General features: G+C 56.7%; 18 protein-coding genes and 1 tRNA gene. 17 read left to right on the top strand and 2 right to left on the bottom strand.

The genetic code is table 11. The annotated features are described in order from the left end of the window. The first annotated feature begins 5 nt into the window (after positions 1–5). The 12 genes from AC2FJ6_RS11570 to AC2FJ6_RS11515 all read left to right on the top strand — a co-directional run bounded on the left by AC2FJ6_RS11570 (position 6) and on the right by AC2FJ6_RS11515 (position 14,078). On the top strand, positions 6–1,088 hold the full coding sequence (locus AC2FJ6_RS11570) for a Gfo/Idh/MocA family protein (RefSeq protein WP_170773893.1): 1,083 nt from the start codon (positions 6–8) through the stop codon (positions 1,086–1,088). A gap of 101 nt (positions 1,089–1,189) precedes the next feature. After that, a complete protein-coding gene (gene dctP, locus AC2FJ6_RS11565) occupies positions 1,190–2,200 on the top strand; it encodes a TRAP transporter substrate-binding protein DctP (RefSeq protein ID WP_170773895.1) in 1,011 nt (336 codons plus the stop codon). 30 nt (positions 2,201–2,230) lie between these two features. Further along, entirely contained in the window at positions 2,231–2,806 is a 576-nt protein-coding gene (locus AC2FJ6_RS11560) for a TRAP transporter small permease (RefSeq protein WP_170604457.1), read from the top strand. Further along, on the top strand, positions 2,803–4,098 hold the full coding sequence (locus AC2FJ6_RS11555) for a TRAP transporter large permease (protein WP_170328647.1): 1,296 nt from the start codon (positions 2,803–2,805) through the stop codon (positions 4,096–4,098). Before AC2FJ6_RS11560 ends, AC2FJ6_RS11555 begins: the two co-directional genes overlap by 4 nt. Beyond that, entirely contained in the window at positions 4,098–5,990 is a 1,893-nt protein-coding gene (locus AC2FJ6_RS11550; RefSeq protein WP_170773897.1) for a bifunctional sugar phosphate isomerase/epimerase/4-hydroxyphenylpyruvate dioxygenase family protein, read from the top strand. The genes AC2FJ6_RS11555 and AC2FJ6_RS11550 overlap by 1 nt, the downstream gene beginning before the upstream one ends. Then, a complete protein-coding gene (locus AC2FJ6_RS11545; RefSeq protein WP_170773899.1) occupies positions 5,987–6,814 on the top strand; it encodes a citryl-CoA lyase in 828 nt (275 codons plus the stop codon). Before AC2FJ6_RS11550 ends, AC2FJ6_RS11545 begins: the two co-directional genes overlap by 4 nt. After that, positions 6,804–7,991, top strand: coding sequence for a Gfo/Idh/MocA family protein (locus AC2FJ6_RS11540; RefSeq protein WP_237217483.1), 1,188 nt, complete (start codon positions 6,804–6,806; stop codon positions 7,989–7,991). The genes AC2FJ6_RS11545 and AC2FJ6_RS11540 overlap by 11 nt, the downstream gene beginning before the upstream one ends. Continuing rightward, a complete protein-coding gene (locus AC2FJ6_RS11535) occupies positions 7,981–8,655 on the top strand; it encodes a hypothetical protein (RefSeq protein ID WP_170773903.1) in 675 nt (224 codons plus the stop codon). Before AC2FJ6_RS11540 ends, AC2FJ6_RS11535 begins: the two co-directional genes overlap by 11 nt. Next, on the top strand, positions 8,648–9,838 hold the full coding sequence (locus AC2FJ6_RS11530) for a Gfo/Idh/MocA family protein (protein WP_170773905.1): 1,191 nt from the start codon (positions 8,648–8,650) through the stop codon (positions 9,836–9,838). Before AC2FJ6_RS11535 ends, AC2FJ6_RS11530 begins: the two co-directional genes overlap by 8 nt. Before the next feature lie 154 nt (positions 9,839–9,992). Then, complete coding sequence (locus AC2FJ6_RS11525) at positions 9,993–10,907, top strand: sugar phosphate isomerase/epimerase family protein (protein WP_170773907.1); 915 nt, start codon at positions 9,993–9,995, stop codon at positions 10,905–10,907. Further along, complete coding sequence (locus AC2FJ6_RS11520; RefSeq protein WP_496669082.1) at positions 10,888–12,297, top strand: aldehyde dehydrogenase family protein; 1,410 nt, start codon at positions 10,888–10,890, stop codon at positions 12,295–12,297. Before AC2FJ6_RS11525 ends, AC2FJ6_RS11520 begins: the two co-directional genes overlap by 20 nt. Beyond that, entirely contained in the window at positions 12,297–14,078 is a 1,782-nt protein-coding gene (locus AC2FJ6_RS11515; protein WP_170773911.1) for a thiamine pyrophosphate-binding protein, read from the top strand. The genes AC2FJ6_RS11520 and AC2FJ6_RS11515 overlap by 1 nt, the downstream gene beginning before the upstream one ends. Positions 14,079–14,181: 103 nt before the next feature. On the opposite strand, the gene AC2FJ6_RS11510 is transcribed toward AC2FJ6_RS11515, so the two are convergent. Further along, complete coding sequence (locus AC2FJ6_RS11510; RefSeq protein ID WP_170773913.1) at positions 14,182–14,409, bottom strand: hypothetical protein; 228 nt, start codon at positions 14,407–14,409, stop codon at positions 14,182–14,184. A 217-nt stretch (positions 14,410–14,626) separates the two neighbouring features. On the opposite strand from AC2FJ6_RS11510, the gene AC2FJ6_RS11505 reads away from it, so the two are divergent. The 5 genes from AC2FJ6_RS11505 to AC2FJ6_RS11485 all read left to right on the top strand — a co-directional run bounded on the left by AC2FJ6_RS11505 (position 14,627) and on the right by AC2FJ6_RS11485 (position 20,476). Next, entirely contained in the window at positions 14,627–15,850 is a 1,224-nt protein-coding gene (locus tag AC2FJ6_RS11505) for a MobA/MobL family protein (protein WP_170774161.1), read from the top strand. Positions 15,851–16,007: 157 nt separating this feature from the next. Next, entirely contained in the window at positions 16,008–16,811 is an 804-nt protein-coding gene (locus AC2FJ6_RS11500; protein WP_170773915.1) for a hypothetical protein, read from the top strand. 810 nt (positions 16,812–17,621) lie between these two features. Next, the gene (locus AC2FJ6_RS11495) at positions 17,622–18,161 is read left to right on the top strand and encodes a hypothetical protein (protein ID WP_170620593.1); all 540 of its coding nucleotides are present in this window, start codon (positions 17,622–17,624) and stop codon (positions 18,159–18,161) included. Then, positions 18,154–18,588: a hypothetical protein gene (locus tag AC2FJ6_RS11490; protein WP_170773917.1), complete on the top strand. Its 435-nt coding sequence runs from the start codon at positions 18,154–18,156 to the stop codon at positions 18,586–18,588. The genes AC2FJ6_RS11495 and AC2FJ6_RS11490 overlap by 8 nt, the downstream gene beginning before the upstream one ends. 274 nt (positions 18,589–18,862) lie before the next feature. Next, positions 18,863–20,476 (top strand): recombinase family protein, encoded by a 1,614-nt coding sequence (locus tag AC2FJ6_RS11485; RefSeq protein ID WP_496669248.1) that lies wholly within the window; start codon positions 18,863–18,865, stop codon positions 20,474–20,476. Here the strand turns inward: AC2FJ6_RS11485 and AC2FJ6_RS11480 are convergent. Next, a tRNA-Met gene (locus AC2FJ6_RS11480) sits at positions 20,433–20,509 on the bottom strand. The genes AC2FJ6_RS11485 and AC2FJ6_RS11480 overlap by 44 nt on opposite strands. Positions 20,510–20,544 lie beyond the last annotated feature (35 nt).

Genomic DNA, 20,544 nt, shown 5'->3' with positions numbered 1-20,544 from the left:
GCAAAGTGTCTAAGAACTTTCGCATTGCCATTGTCGGCATTGGTCTTGTTGGGCGCCGCCATGCGGACGCTATCCGAGCGTTGCGCCATGTTGATCTTGTAGCGGTGGTCGACCCCAGTGACGGAGGTCGTGCCTACGCCGTTGAGCACGGGGTCGCGTGTTACGAGACGTTGGAGGAAATGTTTGCAAACCAGACGCCGGACGGAGCTGTGCTTGCGACGCCCACTACGCTTCATGTTGATCAAGGCCTAACCTGTGTTCGACATGGCTGTCCCGTTCTTGTCGAAAAACCGATCGCCGTAGAAGCCACCGCTGCACTTGAGCTTGTTCAAGCAGCGGAGAAGGCCAATGTGCCTCTGATGGTCGGACATCATCGTCGGCACAATCCTCTGATCCGGTCGGCTAAGGAAGCCATTGTCGATGGGCAGATTGGAGATGTGCGCGCTGTCCATGCGAATTGCTGGTTCTATAAGCCTGACGAGTATTTTGATGCTGCGCCCTGGAGAAAGAAACCCGGTGCAGGGCCCATCTCGGTCAATCTTGTCCACGATGTGGATCTGCTGCGGTACCTGGCCGGAGAAGTCATGACCGTACAGGCTCAGTCGGCTGCATCGCAGCGGGGATACGACAACGAAGATGTTGCCGGTGCTCTGTTGACGTTCGAAAGCGGGGCGATAGGGACGATAAGTGTGTCCGACAGCATCGTAGCTCCATGGAGCTGGGAGATGACGTCTCAGGAATATCCAATCTATCCTTCAACCACTGAGAGTAGCTACATGATAGGTGGATCTCATGGTTCGTTGTCCGTTCCTGATCTTCGATTGTGGAGTTACCAGAGTGAGCAAAGGGACTGGTGGACGCCTATCTCATCAACCGCGCTGAAGAAGGGTGCGTCTGATCCTCTGGTCGATCAGCTTAGGCATTTTGTTGAAGTAGCTTTGCACAAAGCAGAGCCGATTGTGTCTGGATGGGAAGGTTTCAGAACGCTTCAAGTTATTGAAGCTATTCAGAATTCCTGCAGAACAGGTGAGGCGGTCAGGATCAAAAACCTACAAAAAACACCAAAGGTAGATATGACGGCTGCATAAAAATATCTGATATTTTATAAAAAATCTTGCAAAACGACAAAAATAGGTCAAAACTCTGAATCGCAAAGAAGAAGCATCATGATGTCTCAGGGAGGAGCAAAGTGATTACCAAACTTACCCGCCGGGCTGCTGTATCAGCCCTGGTTGCAACCGGTGTTCTGTTTAGCGCAACAAGTGGTGTGCTGGCGGAAGACAAAGTGCAACTTCGCCTCGCAACATCAGGATCGGAGACCGACCAGCGCTCGGTCGCTATGGCCGAGGTTTTCGCGCCTATGGTCGCTGATTTCGCAAGCTATGAGCCCAGCTATAATGGCACGATCTTCGCCCAAGGCACCGAGCTGGACGCCATCAGCCGGGGCAACCTGGAAATGTCGATCACCTCGGCGCAGGAACTGGCACAGTTCTTCCCCGAGTTTTCGATCTTTACCGCCGGCTATGTCCATCAGGACGCCGCGCATCAGGTTGCCGTCTTCAACGATCCCTTGATGGACGCGTTCAAACAAAAGGCCGAAGAGGAGCTGGGCGTCAAACTGTTGTCGGTCATGTATCTGGGCCGTCGCCAGGTGAACCTGCGCCAGCCCAAGGATGAATTGACGGTCACGACGCCAGCAGATTTGGAAGGTGTGAACCTGCGGATGCCGGGCACGGATGCGTGGCAGTTCCTTGGCAAAGCGCTGGGTGCCGCCCCGACACCAATGGCCTTCTCCGAAGTCTATACCGCGCTGTCGACCGGTGCCGTTGACGGTCAGGATAACCCATTGCCGACTGTGGTTGATGCCAAATTCTACGAAGTGACCAATCAGATCATCCTGACATCGCATCTGGTCGACCTGAACTATATCGCCATCGGCAAAGAGGTTTGGGACGGGCTGACACCGGAACAGCAAGCCAAGGTTCAGGAAGCTGCGGATGCAGCGGCTGAATCCGGTCGCCAGAAGCAGCTTCAGAAAGAAGAGGACCTTGTCAGCTTCCTCAAGGAGCAGGGCATGGAGGTCTACGAGCCCGACCTCGCGGCGTTCCGTGATCAGGTGCAGTCGATGTATCTCGAAAGCGAATTCGCCGGATCATGGCCGGACGGTGTTCTCGAGCAGATCAACGCTCTGGGCAACTAAGCCCATCTACACAAGGGAGGGAGAACCACAATGAAAGGCTTCACAAAGGGGTTCTCCCGACTGACCGAAGCGATTGCCGGCGGGATGCTGGCGGCAATCTTCCTAATCTTCCTTCTGCAAATTCTCTTGCGGTATTTCTTTACCCCCGCCGGTTGGACGCTTGAACTGATCGGCATCCTCTGGGTCTGGGTGATCTTTTTTAGCTGCGCGTTCATCGTGCGCGAGAGAGATCACGTGAAGTTCGACATCATCTACCTTTCGGTGCCGATGCGCGTTCGTCAGGTCTTTGCGATGCTGGCGGCCGCGGCGATTGTAGTCGGGATGCTCTACAGTTTCCTGCCGACGTGGGACTACATCGACTGGATGAAAATCCGCAAAACCTCGACTGTGCGCAATCCGTTCTCGGGTGAGAAGATACCACTGCGCACCGTGTTCTCAATCTACGCGGTGTTCATGCTGGTCGTAGCTGCGCGGTATGGGTGGTTGTTCTTTGACATCCTGCGAAATGGCCCACCAAAAACCGAGCTGGAACTGGTCGTTGGGTACAACGTGGTTGACGATCATCCCCGTGTCGACGGTGAAGACGACGAGGAAGCAGGCAAATGAGCTTTGAACTTCTTTCCTGCCTGCTCGCGCTCTTTCTTCTGGCAGGCATCGGGACACCTATCGGCTATTCCATCCTTTTGGCCTCATTGGTTTATCTGGGCACGGCCGGATTGGACGTCGCACTCGCGGGCGAGAAAATCCTGCAAGGCTTCTACAAAAGCACGATCCTGCTTGCCGTGCCTTTGTTCATCGTCGCCGCCAATATCATGAACGCGGGGTCGATCACCGACCGCTTGCTGAACTTCTGCGTAGCCGCTGTCGGTCGTTTCAAGGGCGGCCTCGGGCACGTCAACGTGGTAGCGTCCCTGATCTTTTCCGGTATGTCCGGCTCGGCTGTCGCGGATGCTGCGGGGATCGGCAAGATCATCATTGAGATGATGACCAAGGATGGCCGCTACAGCCGAGGTTATGCTGCTGCTATTACCGCGGCGTCGGCGACGATTGGCCCGATCATTCCGCCCTCGATCCCAATGGTTTTGTACGCGCTCGTTTCCAAGGCCTCCATCGGATCTCTGTTCTTAGCCGGTATTCTGCCGGGCCTGATCATGGGCGTCGTCCTCATGGCAATGAACTATTACCTGGCCGGAAAGCGGAACTTTGCATTGGAAGAACCTGTTCCTCTGCGCGAATTGCCGGCTAAAACCGCCAACGCGTTTCCGGCACTGCTGATGCCCGCAATCCTGCTGTACGGTATATATGGCGGCGTCACCACTCCGACCGAAGCCGCCGCAGTTGCTGCATTCTACGCTCTGCTACTGGCAGCGTTGTTCTACCGCGCGCTGACCTTCCGTGGCCTTTATCAAGTGTTCGTCGACAGCGCGCGCTCCTCCGCCGCCGTCGGGGTCGTCATTGGTGGCGCGTTCATTCTGAACTTCATCGTCATTCAGGAACAGATTCCACAGTCGATCTCGGCACTGCTGGAGGGTTCGGATGTTAGCCCGATTGTATTCCTGATCCTCGTAAACCTGCTGATCCTCGCGCTGGGATGCGTGTTAGACGCAACAACGATCATCCTGGTGATCGTGCCCCTGTTTATTCCAACCTGCGAAGCGCTCGGGATTGATCTGGTGCATTTCGGAGTGCTGGTCGTCGTGAACTCAATGATCGGTTTGATCACGCCGCCCTATGGCATTCTACTCTTTGTGATCAACGCCGTGACGGACATTCCGCTGCGCGAAATCATCTCCGAAATCTGGGCCTTCCTCGCGGTTCTCATCTTCGCCTTGGTGATAATGATGCTGATGCCGGATCTGGTCCTGTGGTTGCCGCGTATGTTTGGATATCAGGGATAATGTGCCTGTCGGTTTCGACAACGTCGATCCCCGGTGATCTGGCTGAAAAGCTGAGTGCTATCGCTGACGCGGGATTCGGGGGTGTCGAATTACACGAACCGGATTTGACCGCTTTTGACGGACCGCCATCGCAAGTCCGCAAGATTGCATCGGACCTCGGCCTGAAGATATGCCTGTTACAACCCTTCCATAATCTTGAAGGCCAGCCCGAAGCCGGACGTGAGCGCGCCTTTGATCGACTGAAGCGCAAACTCGACCTGATGAGCGAGCTGGGAACGGAATTGCTGCTTATCGGGTCTGCTTTCGAGGTCGATGTCGCTGCGACCGAAGAACAGGTAATCGCAGATCTTGGCGAGGCGGCCCAAATCGCTAAAGAAATGGGGATGCGTCTGGCCTATATGGGCTTGCCATGGTCGGATCTTATTCACTCGGATGAACAGGCGTTAGGCGTCGTTGATGCTGTCGACAGCCCTAATCTGGGGTTGGCTTTGAATTCCTTCTTCTCGCTTGCCGACGGATCCAAACCAGCCCGCCTTCGGGACATTCCCGGAGAGCGGCTGTTCCATGTGCAACTGTCCGATGCACCCCGGCTTGAGATGGATATACGTCGGCTCAAGCGGCACTTTGGGCTTCTGCCGGGGCTTGGGTCGCTGAACCTTGCGGGCTTCGTTCGCGTGTTGTCTCGCGCCGGATACAAAGGGCCTTGGTCGGTTGCACGCGTCAACGAAGCAGCTCCTCAACCCGGTGGCCGAACACTGGCCCGAGACAGCTACAGGTCGCTGGTGAACCTCCTGGATGAGGTATCCCGGACCGAGCCGGGAACCGATTTCGGCATCCCGGACCTGCCGGAACGCGTCTATGCGTCAGGCTTCGAATTTGTCGAATTTACAGCCGACGAAACAAGCGGCGCGCAGCTGGCAGATATGTTGTCAGCAATGTGTTTTCGAATGGAGCGAAAACACGTATCCAAGTCCGTCGAGCTGTGGCGGCAGGGCGCGATAAACATCGTTGTGAATACCGAAAAGGAAGGATTTGCCCATTCGGCGTTCCTGGGTCACGGCCCCTCCGTTTGTGACATGGGGTTGCGTGTCAAAGATGCGGATCAGACGGTTCAGCGGGCGACCGCGTTGGGCGCGCCGAATTTCTCACAACCGGTGGGAACAGGGGAACTGGATATCCCGGCCATTCGGGGCGTTGGTGGCAACGTCGTTCATTTCATCGATGAGAAATCCGATCTCCATCGGGTATGGGACATTGAGTTCGAGCCGGTTGCGAAAACCAAAGCCACCCAACCTGCCGGTCTGCGTCGTATCGACCATCTGGCCCAGACGATGCGTCACGATGAGATGCAAAGCTGGCTACTCTACTACATTTCGACTTTCGAGATGGCAAAATCCCCTATCGTGAACGTCGCCGACCCGTCTGGTGTCGTGCAAAGCCAGGCTATCGAAAGTCCCGAAGGCGAAGTGCGCTTAAACCTGAATGGGGCAGTTGGGCGTCGAACACTGGCGGCGTCATTCCTTGAAGATGGCTTTGGGGCTGGTGTTCAGCACATTGCCTTCCAGTCGGATGATATTTTTGAAACTTCAGCCCAGTTGCTCAAGTCTGGCTTTCCCAGCCTGTCCATCCCGGAGAACTACTACGCTGATCTGCAAGCGACATTCGGATTGGATGACGATTTGGTCGCCCAATTGCGCAGGGGGAGTATTCTCTACGATCGGGCGGCGGGTGCTGAGTATTTTCAGATATACAGCCGCCCCATCTTTAACGGCTTCTTCTTCGAAATTGTTGAACGCCGTATGGGCTATGCCGGTTATGGCGCGCGCAATGCACCCATTCGCCTTGCCGCGCAAAGCAAAACCCAGCCGGTGAAAGAGGTGCAGACGCAATGACCGCGCAGACGACAGACGATGAGCGCGCCGTTCGCCAATGGTGGCGTACCTCCATCATCGACATGAAACCTGGACAGATCTCTTTTCGTGGCAACGCCATAGAGGAACTGATCGGAAACGTATCTTTCCCGCAGATGATCTGGCTTATGGTGCGGGGCGATCTACCCAGCGACGCGCAAGCGCGCCTGTTCGAAGCCGCTTTGGTCGCAGGCGTGGATCACGGCCCACAGGCTCCCTCAATCGCGGCTGCGCGTATGGCCGCCACCTGCGGGGTAGGTCTCAATAACGCGATGGCGACTGCGGTGAACATGCTGGGCGACGTGCACGGCGGGGCAGGAGAGCAGTGTGCAGAGCTGTACTATGATATCGCAGCTGGCATGGATTGCGGAGCATCGTTGAATGACGCAGTGAAGGACGGTCTGGACAGCTGGCGCGAGACCTATGGCAAGATCGTCTCGGGCTTTGGTCACAGGTTTCACAAACCTGTCGATCCACGCGCACCCCGATTGATGCAACTTGTTCGAGATGCGGCGGCAGAAGGCACAGTTTCTGGCCGGTTTGCCGATATCGGAGAAGAGGTTCAAGCCGAACTCGGTCGTCAACGAGGCGGTCGGCCAATTGCCATGAATATTGACGGCGCGACAGCTGTGATCTTCTGCGAACTTGGCTTTCCTGCGCCCTTGTCGCGAGGGCTGTTCTGCCTGTCCCGCTCGGTCGGAATACTCGCCCACGCTTGGGAACAGATGAACCAGGGTGGCCGCAACAAAGGGCCGATTCCCCCTAATTACTTACCCCTCTACGAAGACAGGAATGATGAAACGTGAGACATCGAAATCCTTCCGGGTCGGCCTTATCGGCTGTGGTCGTATCAGCGATATTTATCTAAAAACACTATCCAAATTCTCAAACGTTGAGGTCGTGGCTTGCGCAAGCCTTGACCCTTCGGAAAGCCGCACCAAGGCAGATCAATACGGTATCGCCAAGGCCTGTGCGCCAGATGGGGTGTTTGACGATCCGACGATTGACTGCGTTCTGAATCTGACAATTCCGGCGGCGCATGCCGAAATCAGCCTGCGTGCGTTGGAGGCGGGCAAGCACGTCTATTCCGAGAAGCCGCTGGTTATGGATCGAACGGATGGTAAGACGATTCTGCACATGGCCTCTGAAAAGGGGCTACTGGTCGGTTGCGCACCCGACACATTTCTGGGCGGTCGTTGGCAAACCGTTCGGCGCTTGATCGATGAGGGTGCCATTGGCAAACCGACAGGGGTTTTTGCCCATGTCGGTACCCACGGGACGGAACGCCACCATCCCAACCCGGATTTCTACTACCAGGCCGGTGGCGGGCCCTTGCTGGACCTTGGGCCATATTACCTGACCGCCATGGTTTGCTGCGTTGGTCCGGTTGACCGGGTCGCCGGAATGGCTCGGCGCACGTTCGACAAAAGGATGATCGAAAACGGCCCTCGCAACGGTGAATGGATGGATGTCGAGGTCGACACGCATTCCCTAAGCCTACTGCAGTTCTCTTCCGGGGCTATAGGGTCGATGACCATGAGCTTTGACGTCTGGGATAGCGAAACGCCGCGGTTCGAGATCTACGGTGAAAAAGGCACCATCAGCATCCCAGACCCTGACCCGGTACATGGTGCCAACATCTTTCAGGGGGATGTCTGGCTGAAAACGCGGGAGACCTCGCGCTGGTCTCATCAGCCGCGCCCATCCGGTCGCGAAGGCTGGCAGGTGGTCGTCAACAAACACGGGTTCAATGAGGACAGCCGTGGTCTCGGCCTTTTGGATCTGGCTCTGGCGGCGCAAGAAGGACGCCAACCCCGTGCAAGTGGAGCGCTCGCCTACCACGTTTTCGAGGTCATGGACGCGATCGAACGGGCACCAAAATTTGGCGCCTATCAGACGATAGAAAGCCGTTGCGCGGCTCCGGAGCCTTTGCCGGTCGATTTCCTTAACGATGAGAGGAAGGAATTGGTTCATGCCGATTGAGACACTCGACTTTGCTCAGCCATTCTTTCGCGTCCAGCACATAACTGACGAGCGCAGAATTTCTATCGAGGGTCGCGCCATCGTCCTTAACCTTGGGGGGCGAAATCTCTCTGTCGAGGATCAGACCATTGCACCGCTTTCCTCTGTGATCGTGCAAGACAGCACGCTTAGCGGCGTGGAACGTGCAGTCATTGTCCTCGATTTCGACGCCCATGCCGATGACAACGAGTTGTTCGCATGGGTGAAAGATACATGGCCATCTGCTTTTGATGTTCGCCAAGAGGAGCGTTTACGCGGTGTCAGCCACTACATGTCGCCAAAGGTCTTTGTGGGTAACGTTGGGCTGACCATGTACCATTCCGGCTCGGTGCCGCTGAATGTCGGATTGCACAAGGATCATCCGTTCTGCCCGGTACCGGGGTTTCGCGAAGTGCATACACAAATCGTAGGCTTTGGGAAAATGCAGCAATGCCGTGAGCGGGATGTTGAATCCCTTTACCTCGAAGAATTCATGGCCCCCGGCACGACGCACAAACCGATGTATGACGCCGAAGGCAACTATCCCTGGCATCAGTACGAGACGATTACCCCCAGCATTTTCATGGCGGTGGAAATGCTGCCGGAAGGCGTACGGGTCCCGGAAATGGAGATTCAGAATGGCTGAGAGACTGTTTTCCGAAGACCTGAACTTTGACGGACCTTTCCCCCGATTGTCTCGCCGTTTGCGGCTGGGTGTTGTTGGCGGCGGACGTATCTCTGTCACGCAGGCAACGGCCGCGCGGATGACCGACCGGTGGGAGGTCGTCGCAGGAGCGCTCAGTTCTGACGCCATGCGAAGCAAGGCGCGCGGGGCCGAGTGGTTCCTGCCGGCCGACCGGTGCTATGCGTCATTCAATGAGATGGCGCAGGCCGAGGCGGCGCACCCGGATGGCGTAGATGCCGTCATGATCACGACCCCGAACCACGTTCATTTCGAAGCGGCCAAAGCCTTTCTTGAGGCGGGCATTGACGTGCTGTGCGACAAGCCCCTGACCAACGAAGTTGCCGAGGCCGAGGGGCTTAAGGGGATCGCCACGCGCACGGGACAGGTCTTTGCCGTCGGATATGCGATGTCGTGCTTTCCGGTCATCCGTCAGGCCAAACAAATCGTAGCGGAAGGCGGCATCGGTAAAATCAACCAAATCCACGTCGAGTTCATGCAAGACTGGATGACGCCCGATGATGTGGCTGATGCGCCCCATGTCAAATGGCGGCTGGACCCAAAGATTTCTGGCCCGACCAGTTGCGTCGGCGATATCGGCACCCATGCCGCGCATCTGGCCAGTTTTGTCTCGGGCCTGCCCTTAACCGACCTACGGGCCGAGTTTCATGTCTGCGGCGCGCCAAAGCCTTTGGAAGACACGGTGTTCATGTTCACCCGTTACCAAAATGAAGTACCCGGAACCTTGATGGCAACACGCCTTGCCCCCGGAAATCGGGGTGGGTTGCGGTTGCGCATATTCGGGAGCGAAGGAGGCCTCGAGTGGGATTTGGAGAATTCGGAGCAGCTGAAGTTCAATCGGTTCGGCGAGCCGGATCGTATCATCAGCCGAGGTCACGGGCATGGTATCGGCCCCGGCGCAGAACGTCTGATCCGTACCGCGCGCGGCTTCCCCGAAGGGATTATCGAAGCTTGGGCCAACCTCTATACGGAATTTGCCATGGCCGTAGCCGCGCGCCGGGATGGCGTTTCCGTTCCGACCGATTGGCTGACATATCCCAGCGTCAATCAAGGCGCAGACGGCGTCCGATTCATAGATGCCACTGTGCGCTCTCACCAGTCCGGAGGCGACTGGGTTACTCTCTAAGGCGCTGCCAACAAGAATGAAAAACACGCCCGGGCAGTTGCCCGGGCGCTTTCATTTCCTGCTCAGTATTTAAAGTTGATATTTTAAAAAATATCAGATATTTTTTACTACGTGTGATGAATTTGAGATTCGCAGACACGTGGAGCTGCCGTTCATGGTGAAACCCGAAGAGGCTGGCGCAAGCCCCTCTCTGTATTCCTTGGCGCATCTGACGCTGATTGGCTGTACGCCGCCCGAGTTGGTCTATATCGCCGCGCGGGCCGGTTACGATGCCGTCAGCCCCCGATTCATTCCGATGCATGTGCCCGGTGAATTCACTCAATCTCCAATCGACAAGGCACAGGTGCAAGCCACCAAAACTGCTCTCTCTACCACTGGCTTGAAAGTCCTCGATGTCGAACTTGCGCGCATCACGGAAGATGTCGATCCGCGCAGTTTTGAACCTTCTCTTGAGATCGGTGGGGAATTGGGTGCTAAACGCATGATCATGAGCGCGTGGACCAATACCCGCGATGATCGTGACTTCCTGATCGACGTCTATTCTGAAACCTGCGAACTGGCGGCGCCCTACGGGCTAACAGTGGACTTGGAATTCCCAAGCTTCTCTCGCTTGCGCACTCTGGATGAGGCCCTGGATATTGTCCGCGCCTCTGATCAACCGAATGGCGGTATTCTGGTCGATACGCTTTATTTGCACCTCAGTCGCGTTGATCTCGGAGAGCTTCTGCACGTCCCCTCGGAGTTGTTTCACTTCCTGCATATCTCCGATTGCCTACCCGGGATCGCCGATACGCGAGAGGGCATGATCCAACTGGCCCGTGATGCGCGGCTCTATCCCGGCGAAGGCTGGATTGACTTCACCGGCATCATCGAACGGATGCCGCCCGTCGACTACTCCATTGAATTACCCAACCAAAGCCGCGTTGCCGAGTTGGGATATGAAGAACACGCGCGTCGCTGTCTCAGCCACGCCAAGCGAACATTCGGCGAGGCGCGGTCACAGCGTCGTGTGCCCGATGCTGCAATTCTAAAACACCAAGAGGATCATCATGGGCAAAGAGCTCACTGAAAACGACCGCAACATGGCGGCCGATATGCTGGCACGCGCCCGCGCTGCTATGGCCGAGATCGAGGATTGGGATCAGGACAGGCTGGACCGCCTGTCTCAGGCAATTGCGTGGTATGCTGGGAACGAGAAGACCTTCACGCGTCTGGCCCAGCAAGGCGTAGACGAAAGCGGTATCGGAGATCGCGAAGGGCGCCCTGCGAAGCGATTTAAGATTCACATGGTGCTGCGTGATGTTCTGCGCTCGCCCTCGACGGGGATCGTCGAAGTCGACGAAGAAAAGGGGCTCGTGAAATACGCCAAACCTGCTGGTGTGATCGCATCCTTGATTCCCATGACCAACCCTGCGATGACGCCACCGGTGACCGGCGTGTCCGCCGCGAACGCCCGGAATGCGGTCATCTTCAGCCCGCACCCGCGAACCGCCCATACCACCTTTGAGATGGTCGAAGTCATGCGCGCAGCCTGCCGTGCCGCCGGTGCCCCCGAAGACCTATTCCAGTCGATCCGCAAACCATCGATCCCGTTAACACAGCACCTCATGGAGATTTGTGACCTGACTCTGGCAACGGGTGGCAAGCCGATGGTCAAAGCGGCCTATAGTTCTGGGCGCCCGGCCTATGGCGTTGGCGCGGGCAATTCGTCCATCGTCATCGATGAAACCGCCGATCTGGACATCGCCGCACAGAACACTCGCATTTCAAAGACCTCCGACTTTGGGTCGGGCTGCTCGGCCGACGGCAACATCATCATCCAGCGCTCAGTTTACGACGATATGGTCAAGGCGCTTCAAGCCGAGGGCGGTTACCTGTGTTCGGATGAAGAGAAGGCTATGCTCGAAGCGGCCATGTGGGACGAAAAGGGAAACCGTACGTTTCCGACCATCGCCTGTCCGCCGCAGCAAACGGCCAAGGTCGCCGGTTTTAGCATCCCCGAAGATCGCAAGTTTCTGATGGTTGAAAATCAGGGGCAAATCGGGCCGCAGCACAAGTTCTCCAAGGAAAAACTGACCACGTTGATGGCGCTATATCACTTCGACACATTCGATGACGCGCTGGAAACGGTTAGCCAGATCTACAACACCGGAGGTAAGGGCCATTCCTGCGGCATCTACAGCCACAATGACGATCACATCGACCGGTTGGCTCGTCTGGCTCCGGTCAGCCGCATGATGGTGCGGCAACCGCAATCCAAGGCCAATGCGGGTGCCTGGACCAATGGCATGCCTATGACCAGCAGCCTGGGCTGCGGCATCTGGGGCGGCAACATAACCAACGAAAACGTCACCATGAAACACATGATGAACTACACCTGGGTCAGTCGTCCGATCCCTGAGGATCGACCCTCGGAGCCGGACTTGTTCGGTGAGTTCTACGGACAGGAGGTCGCGTGATGGACGGAGCGAAACTGGACGGCAAAACCGTTGCCGAACATATCGTTGACTTTCTCGAACGCCGTGAGGTCAAGCACGTTTTCGGCCTGTGCGGGCACACGAACATTGCGGTTCTGGCTGCGCTGGCGAAAAGTCCCATCGATTTCGTCACAGTACGACACGAACAAATCGCCAGCCACGCGGCGGATGCATATGCCCGCGTGACGGGCAAGGCCTCGGTGGTGCTGTCCCATCTCTCCCCGGGGCTGACCAATTGCGCCACTGGGGTCGCCAACGCCGCACTGGACTGTATCCCGATGGTCGTGATCGCGGGTGACATTCCCACGCATTACTACGGTAAACATCCGCATCAGGAAGTGAACCTGCATGCAGACGCAGCCCAATGGGAGATTTACCGACCCTTCGTGAAGCGCGCTTGGCGCGTGGATCGCGCCGACCTGATGGCCGAGATTCTGGAGAAGGCGTTTCACCTCGCGGAAAGCGGTCAGCCTGGCCCCGTGTTGGTCAATGTGCCGATGGACATCTTCTCGGAAGTCATCCCGTCGGACAGCTTTGATCGTATTCTCGGTAACACGAGCGCGCTCAAGAAACCATCGATCGACGACGAAACCGCGCGTGAGATTGTCGAGGCACTTGCGAAGGCCGAAAACCCAGTCGCTTATGTCGGAGGTGGTATTCTTCTGGCACAGGCCAGCGAGGAGTTGCGAGAATTTGTTGACCATATGGGCCTGCCCGTCGCGCACTCCTTGATGGGCAAGGGTGCATTGCGTGACGACCACCCGCTTGTGCTGGGAATGACCGGGTTTTGGGGCACCGAATTGGTTAACCAGTCCTGCTTGAATGCGGACTACATCTTTGCAGTGGGAACACGGTTCAAAGAGGCTGATTGTTCAAGTTGGTACCCTGGCTACACGTTCAACATTCCCGGATCGAAGGTCATTCATATCGACATTGAGCCGCAGGAGATCGGTCGGAACTATCCCACCGAGATCGGAGTCTTTGCTGACGCCAAGGCCGCTTTGTGCGTCCTCAACCGGGTCGCCCGCGAGATGTATCCGGACGGCTTCAAGCGCCCCACGCTGGAGCAGAAAATCGCTGGCTTCCGGACGGACTTCAAAGCGCGCAACGAGGAAATGGCGACTTCATCGGCCTTTCCAATGATGCCCGAGCGTATTCTGGCAGATACCCGCAAGGCACTGCCCGAGGATGCCATCATCACAACGGACGTTGGGTGGAACAAGAACGGTGTCGGGCAACAGTTCGACATTTTGACGCCGGGTTCAATCCTGACCCCCGGCGGGTTCGCGACGATGGGTTTCGGTCCTCCGGGCGCGATCGGCGCGAAACTGGCGGCACCTGATCGCATTGTCCTCAGTCTGGTGGGCGATGGTGGCTTCGGTCAAAACCCGTCGATGCTCGCGACTGCCGTCGAACTCGATCTGGGCATCATCTGGCTGGTTATGAACAACAACGCCTTCGGAACTATCGCCGGCCTTCAAAAAGCGCACTACGGTCTGACCTATGGAACGACGTTCCCCGGATCAGCCGCCGCACCCGCAAACGGACCGGGCTATGCCGACATAGCACGAGCCTACGGCGCGGAAGGGCACAGACTCAGCGCTGCTGACGAGTTGTTGCCTGCATTGGAAGCGGCAATCGCCAGCGGCAAACCAACCGTGCTGGATGTGCCAATGATCAACAACCCGACACCAACGACCGGTCATTGGAACATCCTGGACATTTATTCGCCGGACAAGGATGTTTCTCACGTCGCGACCTGACGATACTGAGCGCGGTAAGCCGCGCCAGTTTTTTTCTTTCAATAGGCCCAAGTCAGCCAAACCTTCTGAGAGCGTGCAGTGCCTTAAGAAGATCTAACTGGGTTTACAGCCTTAACAGCTCTCGATCTGAGTCGCGTGAGATACGTTCGTGCAGAAGCTTGAGCAACCGATCAGCTTTGTCTCTCTCAATTTCCTCGAGAAGCTTCAAAACAGCAGCGCCATAGATAATCTTTTTGCGCGTTTCATCGCGACGCCGTTGTTTGCTCGCCCGGGCCTGAAGGTCTCTGAGCCTCACGCGCGCCTGCTCGATTTGTTGATCCAGATCCGCCATTTCGTCCTCCCTTACTTGAAGTGGTCGAACAGGAAATGCGGCCCGGATCCCGGCATCGCCACTCGGGCGCGAAAATGTGGCTTCGCCAGGCCGCTTGTGAGCGGCCGTCCGCATGCCCGTTGGGCAATGCGCGCAGTTACGCAAACTTGGGGTTTGCCTGCGCGCCTGCCGCGGGCTTTTTTGTGCGGAGATCGGGTTGGGGCCCGATGTCCTTTACATGATACACCCCGCCAGCAGACTCGAAGTCATCCTGCATTCTCGTGCCGACGGTCGCTCCGCCGTCAAATCCGCCGCTTACACCGCGCGCACCACCTTCCGGGATGCGCGGGTTGGACGACGGTTTTCGCCGGGCAGAAAGGGTGGCCTCCTGTCTCATGAATTGATCAACTGGACAGGAAACGCCGAGGAGCTCTGGAACGCTGCCGAGCGTTCGGAACGCCGAACGAATGCAAGAGTCATCCGCGAACTGCGCCCATCCCTGCCGCGCGAGCTACCGCTTCCCGAGCAGGTCCGGCTTGTCCGCAGCTTCTGCCTCTGGCTTCGCGATAAATACGGCGTTGCCGTTCAAGCCGACATTCACGCGCCGCGTTTCTTGTGCCCTGTGGAAGAGAAACGGCACAGCGCGGGCAAACTCGAACTGACGCGAGAAGACTACGTGCAGAGGCTCTTCAATCCATCGAAGACCAACCTGAATTTCCACGCCCACATCCTGATGACGACGCGGAAGGTTGATAGGATCACTGGCGATTTTGGTGAGAAAACGCGTGTTCTTGACGACAGAACCTCAGGCCCCGGAGAAATCAAGCGTATCCGCGGAGAATGGGAAAAGCGGACCAACGCGGCCCTGCGCAAGATTGGCTCCCACGCGCGGGTTGATCTTCGTTCGTATGCCGAGATGGTCGAGACAGGCGATGCACCGCAAGGCCTGGCAAGACAAGATCATGTCGGGCCACGCAGATCCGCCAGGTCGCGCCGCAGACTGCAAGAAAGCGGAAACGACGACACAGTTGCCGGAGTGCGGCGCCAGGCTGTCCAAGAACACAATTCAACACTCTGGCACTCGTGGTTGCAGCTGCGCGCCCTGGAGCGTCAGAGAGACGACCTCGAAGCGGAGCGTATCGCGCGGGTGAGAGAGGCTGCCCGCAAGAAAACGGCCAGCGATGAGAAACGTCGAATGCTGGAGGCGAGATCCGAGCGCGAAGTGAAAGCAGCGCTGGAAGCTTCGTCGCAAATAGAATGTCTCAGAACTGAGACAACATACCAGCAAGCGGTGCGATGGGCGACAGAAGGCATAGACGCCGATCCATCAGATATCCTCGATGAGGAATTCTCCTCTGATGTCGACCTTGAGGCGTATCGCCCACCTCAGCTCCAGCGGAATGATCGGGTTTCCAACATACCGCGTGTAAGAACACGCAAGCCGCGTCAGCGTACGCGATGACACCGATGCCAGTTTTTGCAGGGCGCAACACTTGATGCGATCTACAATGTTTGGACTCGAGCCGTTGATCGGTTGACGGGCATGGGGCGTCACCCGGGCCTTGCCTTTCTTTGCTTGGATTTTTCTGTGCCAACAACCGCAGAGCCAATTCCCGCGGATGAAGCACACCGATCCGCGCGACTTTGCCCCGCATTCAGATGATATCCACACCGTTTCGCCAGAGGAATACGTTCAACTCCTCCATCCGCAAGGAGTGATTGGGAATCCTGCCGTTCTGATCAAGAATTCCGAGAAGCCAAGCCAACAATTTACACGTTGTCCGGATGGGATTGTAGCGTGTCTTCATGCGCTGCTGGATCGGACATCGTTTATCTCGCTGAACCGGTTTAAGGGCACACGCTGCAATTCAGGATTGGTCAGCCTGAATTCGCTTTATGTCGATCTGGACTATCACAAGGATCCCAGCTGGCGCGCTGAGGGTGAAGAAGACGTTCAGGCAGCCGTCGCAGACCATCTTCTGATGCGCGGTGTCTCTGAGCCATCATTCTATTTGCGGACGGGACGAGGACTGGCCGCAATCTGGTTGATCCATTCGATGCCACCTGCTGCACTATCCCGCTGGCAGGCGGCAATCCGGGCATTGATGGATCTGTTTGCTCCCTTTGGTTCGGATCGTACTTGCAACGACCCATCTCGCGTCTTTCGCATTCCCGGCACTCGAAACGAGAAATCGGGCCGGGTCGTTCGGGTGTCTGGTGGGAATTGCCAACGCCAGGATTTCGATGTCCTTGCCGATCAGATTTTTGCCGCCGTCGGGCGGCCCACCCGTTCCGAGCTTACGGAGCGCCGCAAGCAGCGTCAGGATCGGGAGCCGGGTAGTCAGACAATGCCGCGGGGATTGACCCAAGCTGAGCGATTTGAACAGATCCTGAAAGATCTCGAGGCTTACCGGATTTACTAAGATGGGGTGATCCCGGTGGGGCACCGAAACACTTGGCTGCACTTCTATGCCACCTGCCTGACCCATCAGTCAGACACCAAAGGCATCGAAGGTCACATTCAACGAGCGGCAGCCATGGCAACGCCCGGGCTATGCCAGAACGAAACGAACGCAATCATCAAGCAGGCTCTTGCGAAGTCAAAGCTGCCAGTATCCGACAATGCACGCGAAAGCGAGAGATACTGTTACCGGGGCGCGACCGTCGCGGAGCGTCTCGGCGTATCAGCCGACATGGCGCGCAGATTGAGTATGCGCCAGGTCATGCCAACCGAAGAACGCCGCCGCAGAAAGGCGGAACGAGAGCGACAGCGACGTTCTTCGCAGGGGAGTGTCCCTCGAGACCAGTACCTAATGGAAAACAGCGCGACGAGAAACAAGCCTTGGACGAGCTATGGCCTGGGTAGATCTCAGTATTACGCGCGCAAGAAGGCAGGAACACTCCCAGAGCTGCCCGAAGCTCCGGATCGGACAGGTCCATGCCCACTACAGGGGAACCATTCTGGACACAGAGAACTCTGTGGCGCTGCAACAGAGGCACAGCGGTCAGAAACACTCGTCAACCGACCCATTGGAAACACTTCGAACACGCTGGCAACAGATCGGAAAGCTGCAACAGACCAGACGAAAGCGCACGGGCAAGGACCGAAACGGCGGAAAGGGCAGGCCTCCCACCTTCGACTGCGCAGTCCGGATGTCGCGCAGCCGAAAGTGGGAACCAGCCCAAACACGGTGGAAGACGCGGCTCTTTTCAACTTCGATGAAGGATGTCTCATGACACTTCAAACTGAAATCGCGCTGCCCTCCGAGAACTGGAAATCCCGTTTGAAAGTTGGCGATGTCGTCGCGTTTCGCTTCCCCCATGAAACGATGGGAGAGGATGATCCAAAAGTTCGGCCGTCGCTGGTTATTGATGTCGAGGAAATGGCCGGTGAGCGCTTTGCGGTTCTGGCTTACGGTACGACGAACCCCTGTCCACGCAAGCAGGCCTATTGCGTCGATGTGCGTTCGGAAGAGGAGCGGGAACAGGCTTCTTTGAGGGCGCCAACACGCTTCAATGCGGCTCGACGTGTTTCCGTATCTGTCAACAACAGCGGCTTCGACAGAAACTCCGATGGAACGCCCGTATTGGGTGAACTCGCCGACGCAGCGCTGGATCGACTTCATCGCGTTCGCGCACGAATACATGCAGAACGCGATATCCGGCGCTCCCGTAGGTTCGGCAGCAGAGGCTCGGGTCGAAAGATACGCGCCGTCACGGTTGAAACGCGGCGCAAGGGACGGCCGGATACGCGGGAGGTGCGCTATGTATGATAGCATCGCACAGCAGCTATTGCCCATCGAGGCAGCGATCCTCGATGCGCTCAACATGGTGCCCTCAGCGTCGAAGGCACTCGACACGCTAATCGACAATCTGGAGCCCACTGGCGCGCGCATTGCTTATCGTTTTGGCTCACGCCTCCGTGCGGGTGAAATGTTCGGTGATCGCGATCTCAATGATCTCGAATCCCTGCTCCAACCTGTCTTGGCTGAGATAGAAGCCGGATGGGTGAGCGAGGTGATTGCAGACGAGCATTGCCCGGGCGGTGCTTGGATCAACAAGCGGCTGACAAATCGAGCAGCCGAATTGAACCGGACCGTTGAACCTTTGGTGGCGCTTCAAAGATGTCTTCAACTCATCCAGAACCTGCGTCGAGCCGACCGAATAACACGTCGAGTGATCGCTGAAACGCAGACTTAGCCTGCAGCCTTCGGAGAGCGTTTCTCGCTCTCCGAACCGTTCGGATTAAACTGCGTTTCTAAATTTTCCAAAGGAGACCGATCTCACGCTCGTTGAAACATAAGGCGAGCACCATGACAGTTCAAAAACCGATCCAAACCGATTTTTCGATTTGTGAAGAGATCACCAAGTCCCCAGCAGCAAAGCAAAACCCGACGCCAGATGTTGGTTTGCTTGAGCTCGTCCGGGAATTGGCCCGGGCGGCAGCACAACAAGACGCGAGGAACTCGAGAGAATGCAACGCCGCGCTGCGATCTACGCCCGCTATTCGACCACGCTCCAGTCGGAGCGCTCCATTGAAGATCAGGTGGAGCTCTGCCGACGCTACCTGACAAGTGAAGGCTATAGGGAGGTCCGGACATTCGAAGACAGGGCCAAAACCTCTGAGACTCTGATTGGGCGAGTTGGTTTTGCTAATCTTCTCGAAGCGGCGAGTGCGGGGGAAATTGATGCACTGGTCGTGGAGTGTGTTGATCGGATCAGCCGGGACGCAGGTGATCTTCACACGGTGCATAAACTGCTTAGCTACGCTGGCGTCGAAATCATTTCAGCCAGCGAGGGGGTACAGTCAGAACTCCAGATTGGCCTTCGCGGCTTCGTCGGTACGGTTTTCCTCAAAGATCTGCGTGAAAAAGTGCATCGCGGAATGTCAGGCAACATAGCCAAAGGTTTGAGTGCCGGCGGTAAGGCTTATGGTTACTCACCTATTGCGGGAAAACCCGGGGAGCTCCAGGTCAAGGCACACGAAGCGGAAGTTATTTGCCAAATCTATAAGGCCTACGCAGAAGGAGCTTCCCCGCGAGATATTGCTCATGATCTCAACGCTCGCGGTGAGTTGCCGCCTCGTGGGACGAAGTGGAACGCGTCAACGCTGAGTGGAAACGGCAAGCGCGGCTACGGTATTCTCAGAAATTCCCTTTATGCTGGCATACTCGTTTGGGATCGCGTCAAAATGGTACGAAACCCGACAACAGGCAAAAGGGTCAGCCGTGAAAAGCCGGTCAAGGACTGGAAAATTGCGGAAGTTCCGCACCTTCGTATTGTCGAAGAGGAACTTTGGGACGCAGTTCAGCGGCGTTTGGCCACGCAGTCTGCGGCCAAGCGATCGGGAAAATCGACCCGAAACCCTGTGCGCCCGTTCTCGGGGCTGATCAAATGCGGGTGCTGCGGTGGCGGCATGTCGATTCAAGACAGAAACGGCAATACCATCCGCATCCGTTGCTCAACGGCCAAAGAGAGTGGCTCCTGCAACAATAACGGGAAGGTTCGCCTCGACAAGATCGAGAGCGCTCTGCTGACCGAACTGCGAAAGGAGTTGTCTGAGCCAACCTACATCGATGAGTTCATCCGCACCTACAATGAAGAAAGTCGCAAACTCAACGCAGCGGACAAACCGGACAGGAAGAAGCTCGAACGCGCGGTAGCAGAAGCTAACAAGCTGTTATCGCGCCGTATTGAACTTTTCGAGATGGGAATTCTTGAAGGAGTTGAAGGAGAGGCAAAGTTGACTGAGGCCAAACAACGCGTTTCGGTTGTCACGGACGTATTGGCCAGCTTTGACGAGAAGGAGAAGGCGCTCGAATTCAATCCAGCGACAGCATCCAGGTATGTCACTGCACTGGATGAAATGATCTCTTCCATGCAGGCACATGACGGCAATCCGAACCCAAAAGCGCGTGACGCGGTGCGCGGCTTGATTTCGGAGATCGTTGTGTCTCCAACCGAGAAAGACGGCGTGCCAGTCGAGGTGAAGGGCCGCCTTAGCGCCTTGGTATCAAATCGTTCCAAAAAGCTGGGGGGGTTGGTGGTAGCGGAGGAGGGACTTGAACCCCCGACACGCGGATTATGATTCCGCTGCTCTAACCAACTGAGCTACTCCGCCATGGGTGAGAGGCGATTTAAGGGAGGGGCCCGAGA

The sequence above is a fragment of the Ruegeria sp. CDSA089 genome (assembly GCF_059612205.1).
The sequence above is the reverse complement of the archived record's forward strand: the minus strand, read 5'-3'. Positions and strand labels throughout refer to the sequence as shown.

What these genes read in the sequence shown, in the direction of transcription:
- AC2FJ6_RS11560 (WP_170604457.1), top strand. Translation starts at nt 2,231, where the DNA reads ATGAAAGGCTTCACAAAGGGGTTCTCCCGACTGACCGAAGCGATTGCC.
- AC2FJ6_RS11555 (WP_170328647.1), top strand. Translation starts at nt 2,803, where the DNA reads ATGAGCTTTGAACTTCTTTCCTGCCTGCTCGCGCTCTTTCTTCTGGCA.
- AC2FJ6_RS11550 (WP_170773897.1), top strand. Translation starts at nt 4,098, where the DNA reads ATGTGCCTGTCGGTTTCGACAACGTCGATCCCCGGTGATCTGGCTGAA.
- AC2FJ6_RS11545 (WP_170773899.1), top strand. Translation starts at nt 5,987, where the DNA reads ATGACCGCGCAGACGACAGACGATGAGCGCGCCGTTCGCCAATGGTGG.
- AC2FJ6_RS11540 (WP_237217483.1), top strand. Translation starts at nt 6,804, where the DNA reads ATGAAACGTGAGACATCGAAATCCTTCCGGGTCGGCCTTATCGGCTGT.
- AC2FJ6_RS11535 (WP_170773903.1), top strand. Translation starts at nt 7,981, where the DNA reads ATGCCGATTGAGACACTCGACTTTGCTCAGCCATTCTTTCGCGTCCAG.
- AC2FJ6_RS11530 (WP_170773905.1), top strand. Translation starts at nt 8,648, where the DNA reads ATGGCTGAGAGACTGTTTTCCGAAGACCTGAACTTTGACGGACCTTTC.
- AC2FJ6_RS11525 (WP_170773907.1), top strand. Translation starts at nt 9,993, where the DNA reads ATGGTGAAACCCGAAGAGGCTGGCGCAAGCCCCTCTCTGTATTCCTTG.
- AC2FJ6_RS11520 (WP_496669082.1), top strand. Translation starts at nt 10,888, where the DNA reads ATGGGCAAAGAGCTCACTGAAAACGACCGCAACATGGCGGCCGATATG.
- AC2FJ6_RS11515 (WP_170773911.1), top strand. Translation starts at nt 12,297, where the DNA reads ATGGACGGAGCGAAACTGGACGGCAAAACCGTTGCCGAACATATCGTT.
- AC2FJ6_RS11510 (WP_170773913.1), bottom strand. Translation starts at nt 14,409, where the DNA reads ATGGCGGATCTGGATCAACAAATCGAGCAGGCGCGCGTGAGGCTCAGA.
- AC2FJ6_RS11505 (WP_170774161.1), top strand. Translation starts at nt 14,627, where the DNA reads ATGATACACCCCGCCAGCAGACTCGAAGTCATCCTGCATTCTCGTGCC.
- AC2FJ6_RS11500 (WP_170773915.1), top strand. Translation starts at nt 16,008, where the DNA reads ATGAAGCACACCGATCCGCGCGACTTTGCCCCGCATTCAGATGATATC.
- AC2FJ6_RS11495 (WP_170620593.1), top strand. Translation starts at nt 17,622, where the DNA reads ATGACACTTCAAACTGAAATCGCGCTGCCCTCCGAGAACTGGAAATCC.
- AC2FJ6_RS11490 (WP_170773917.1), top strand. Translation starts at nt 18,154, where the DNA reads ATGTATGATAGCATCGCACAGCAGCTATTGCCCATCGAGGCAGCGATC.
- AC2FJ6_RS11485 (WP_496669248.1), top strand. Translation starts at nt 18,863, where the DNA reads ATGCAACGCCGCGCTGCGATCTACGCCCGCTATTCGACCACGCTCCAG.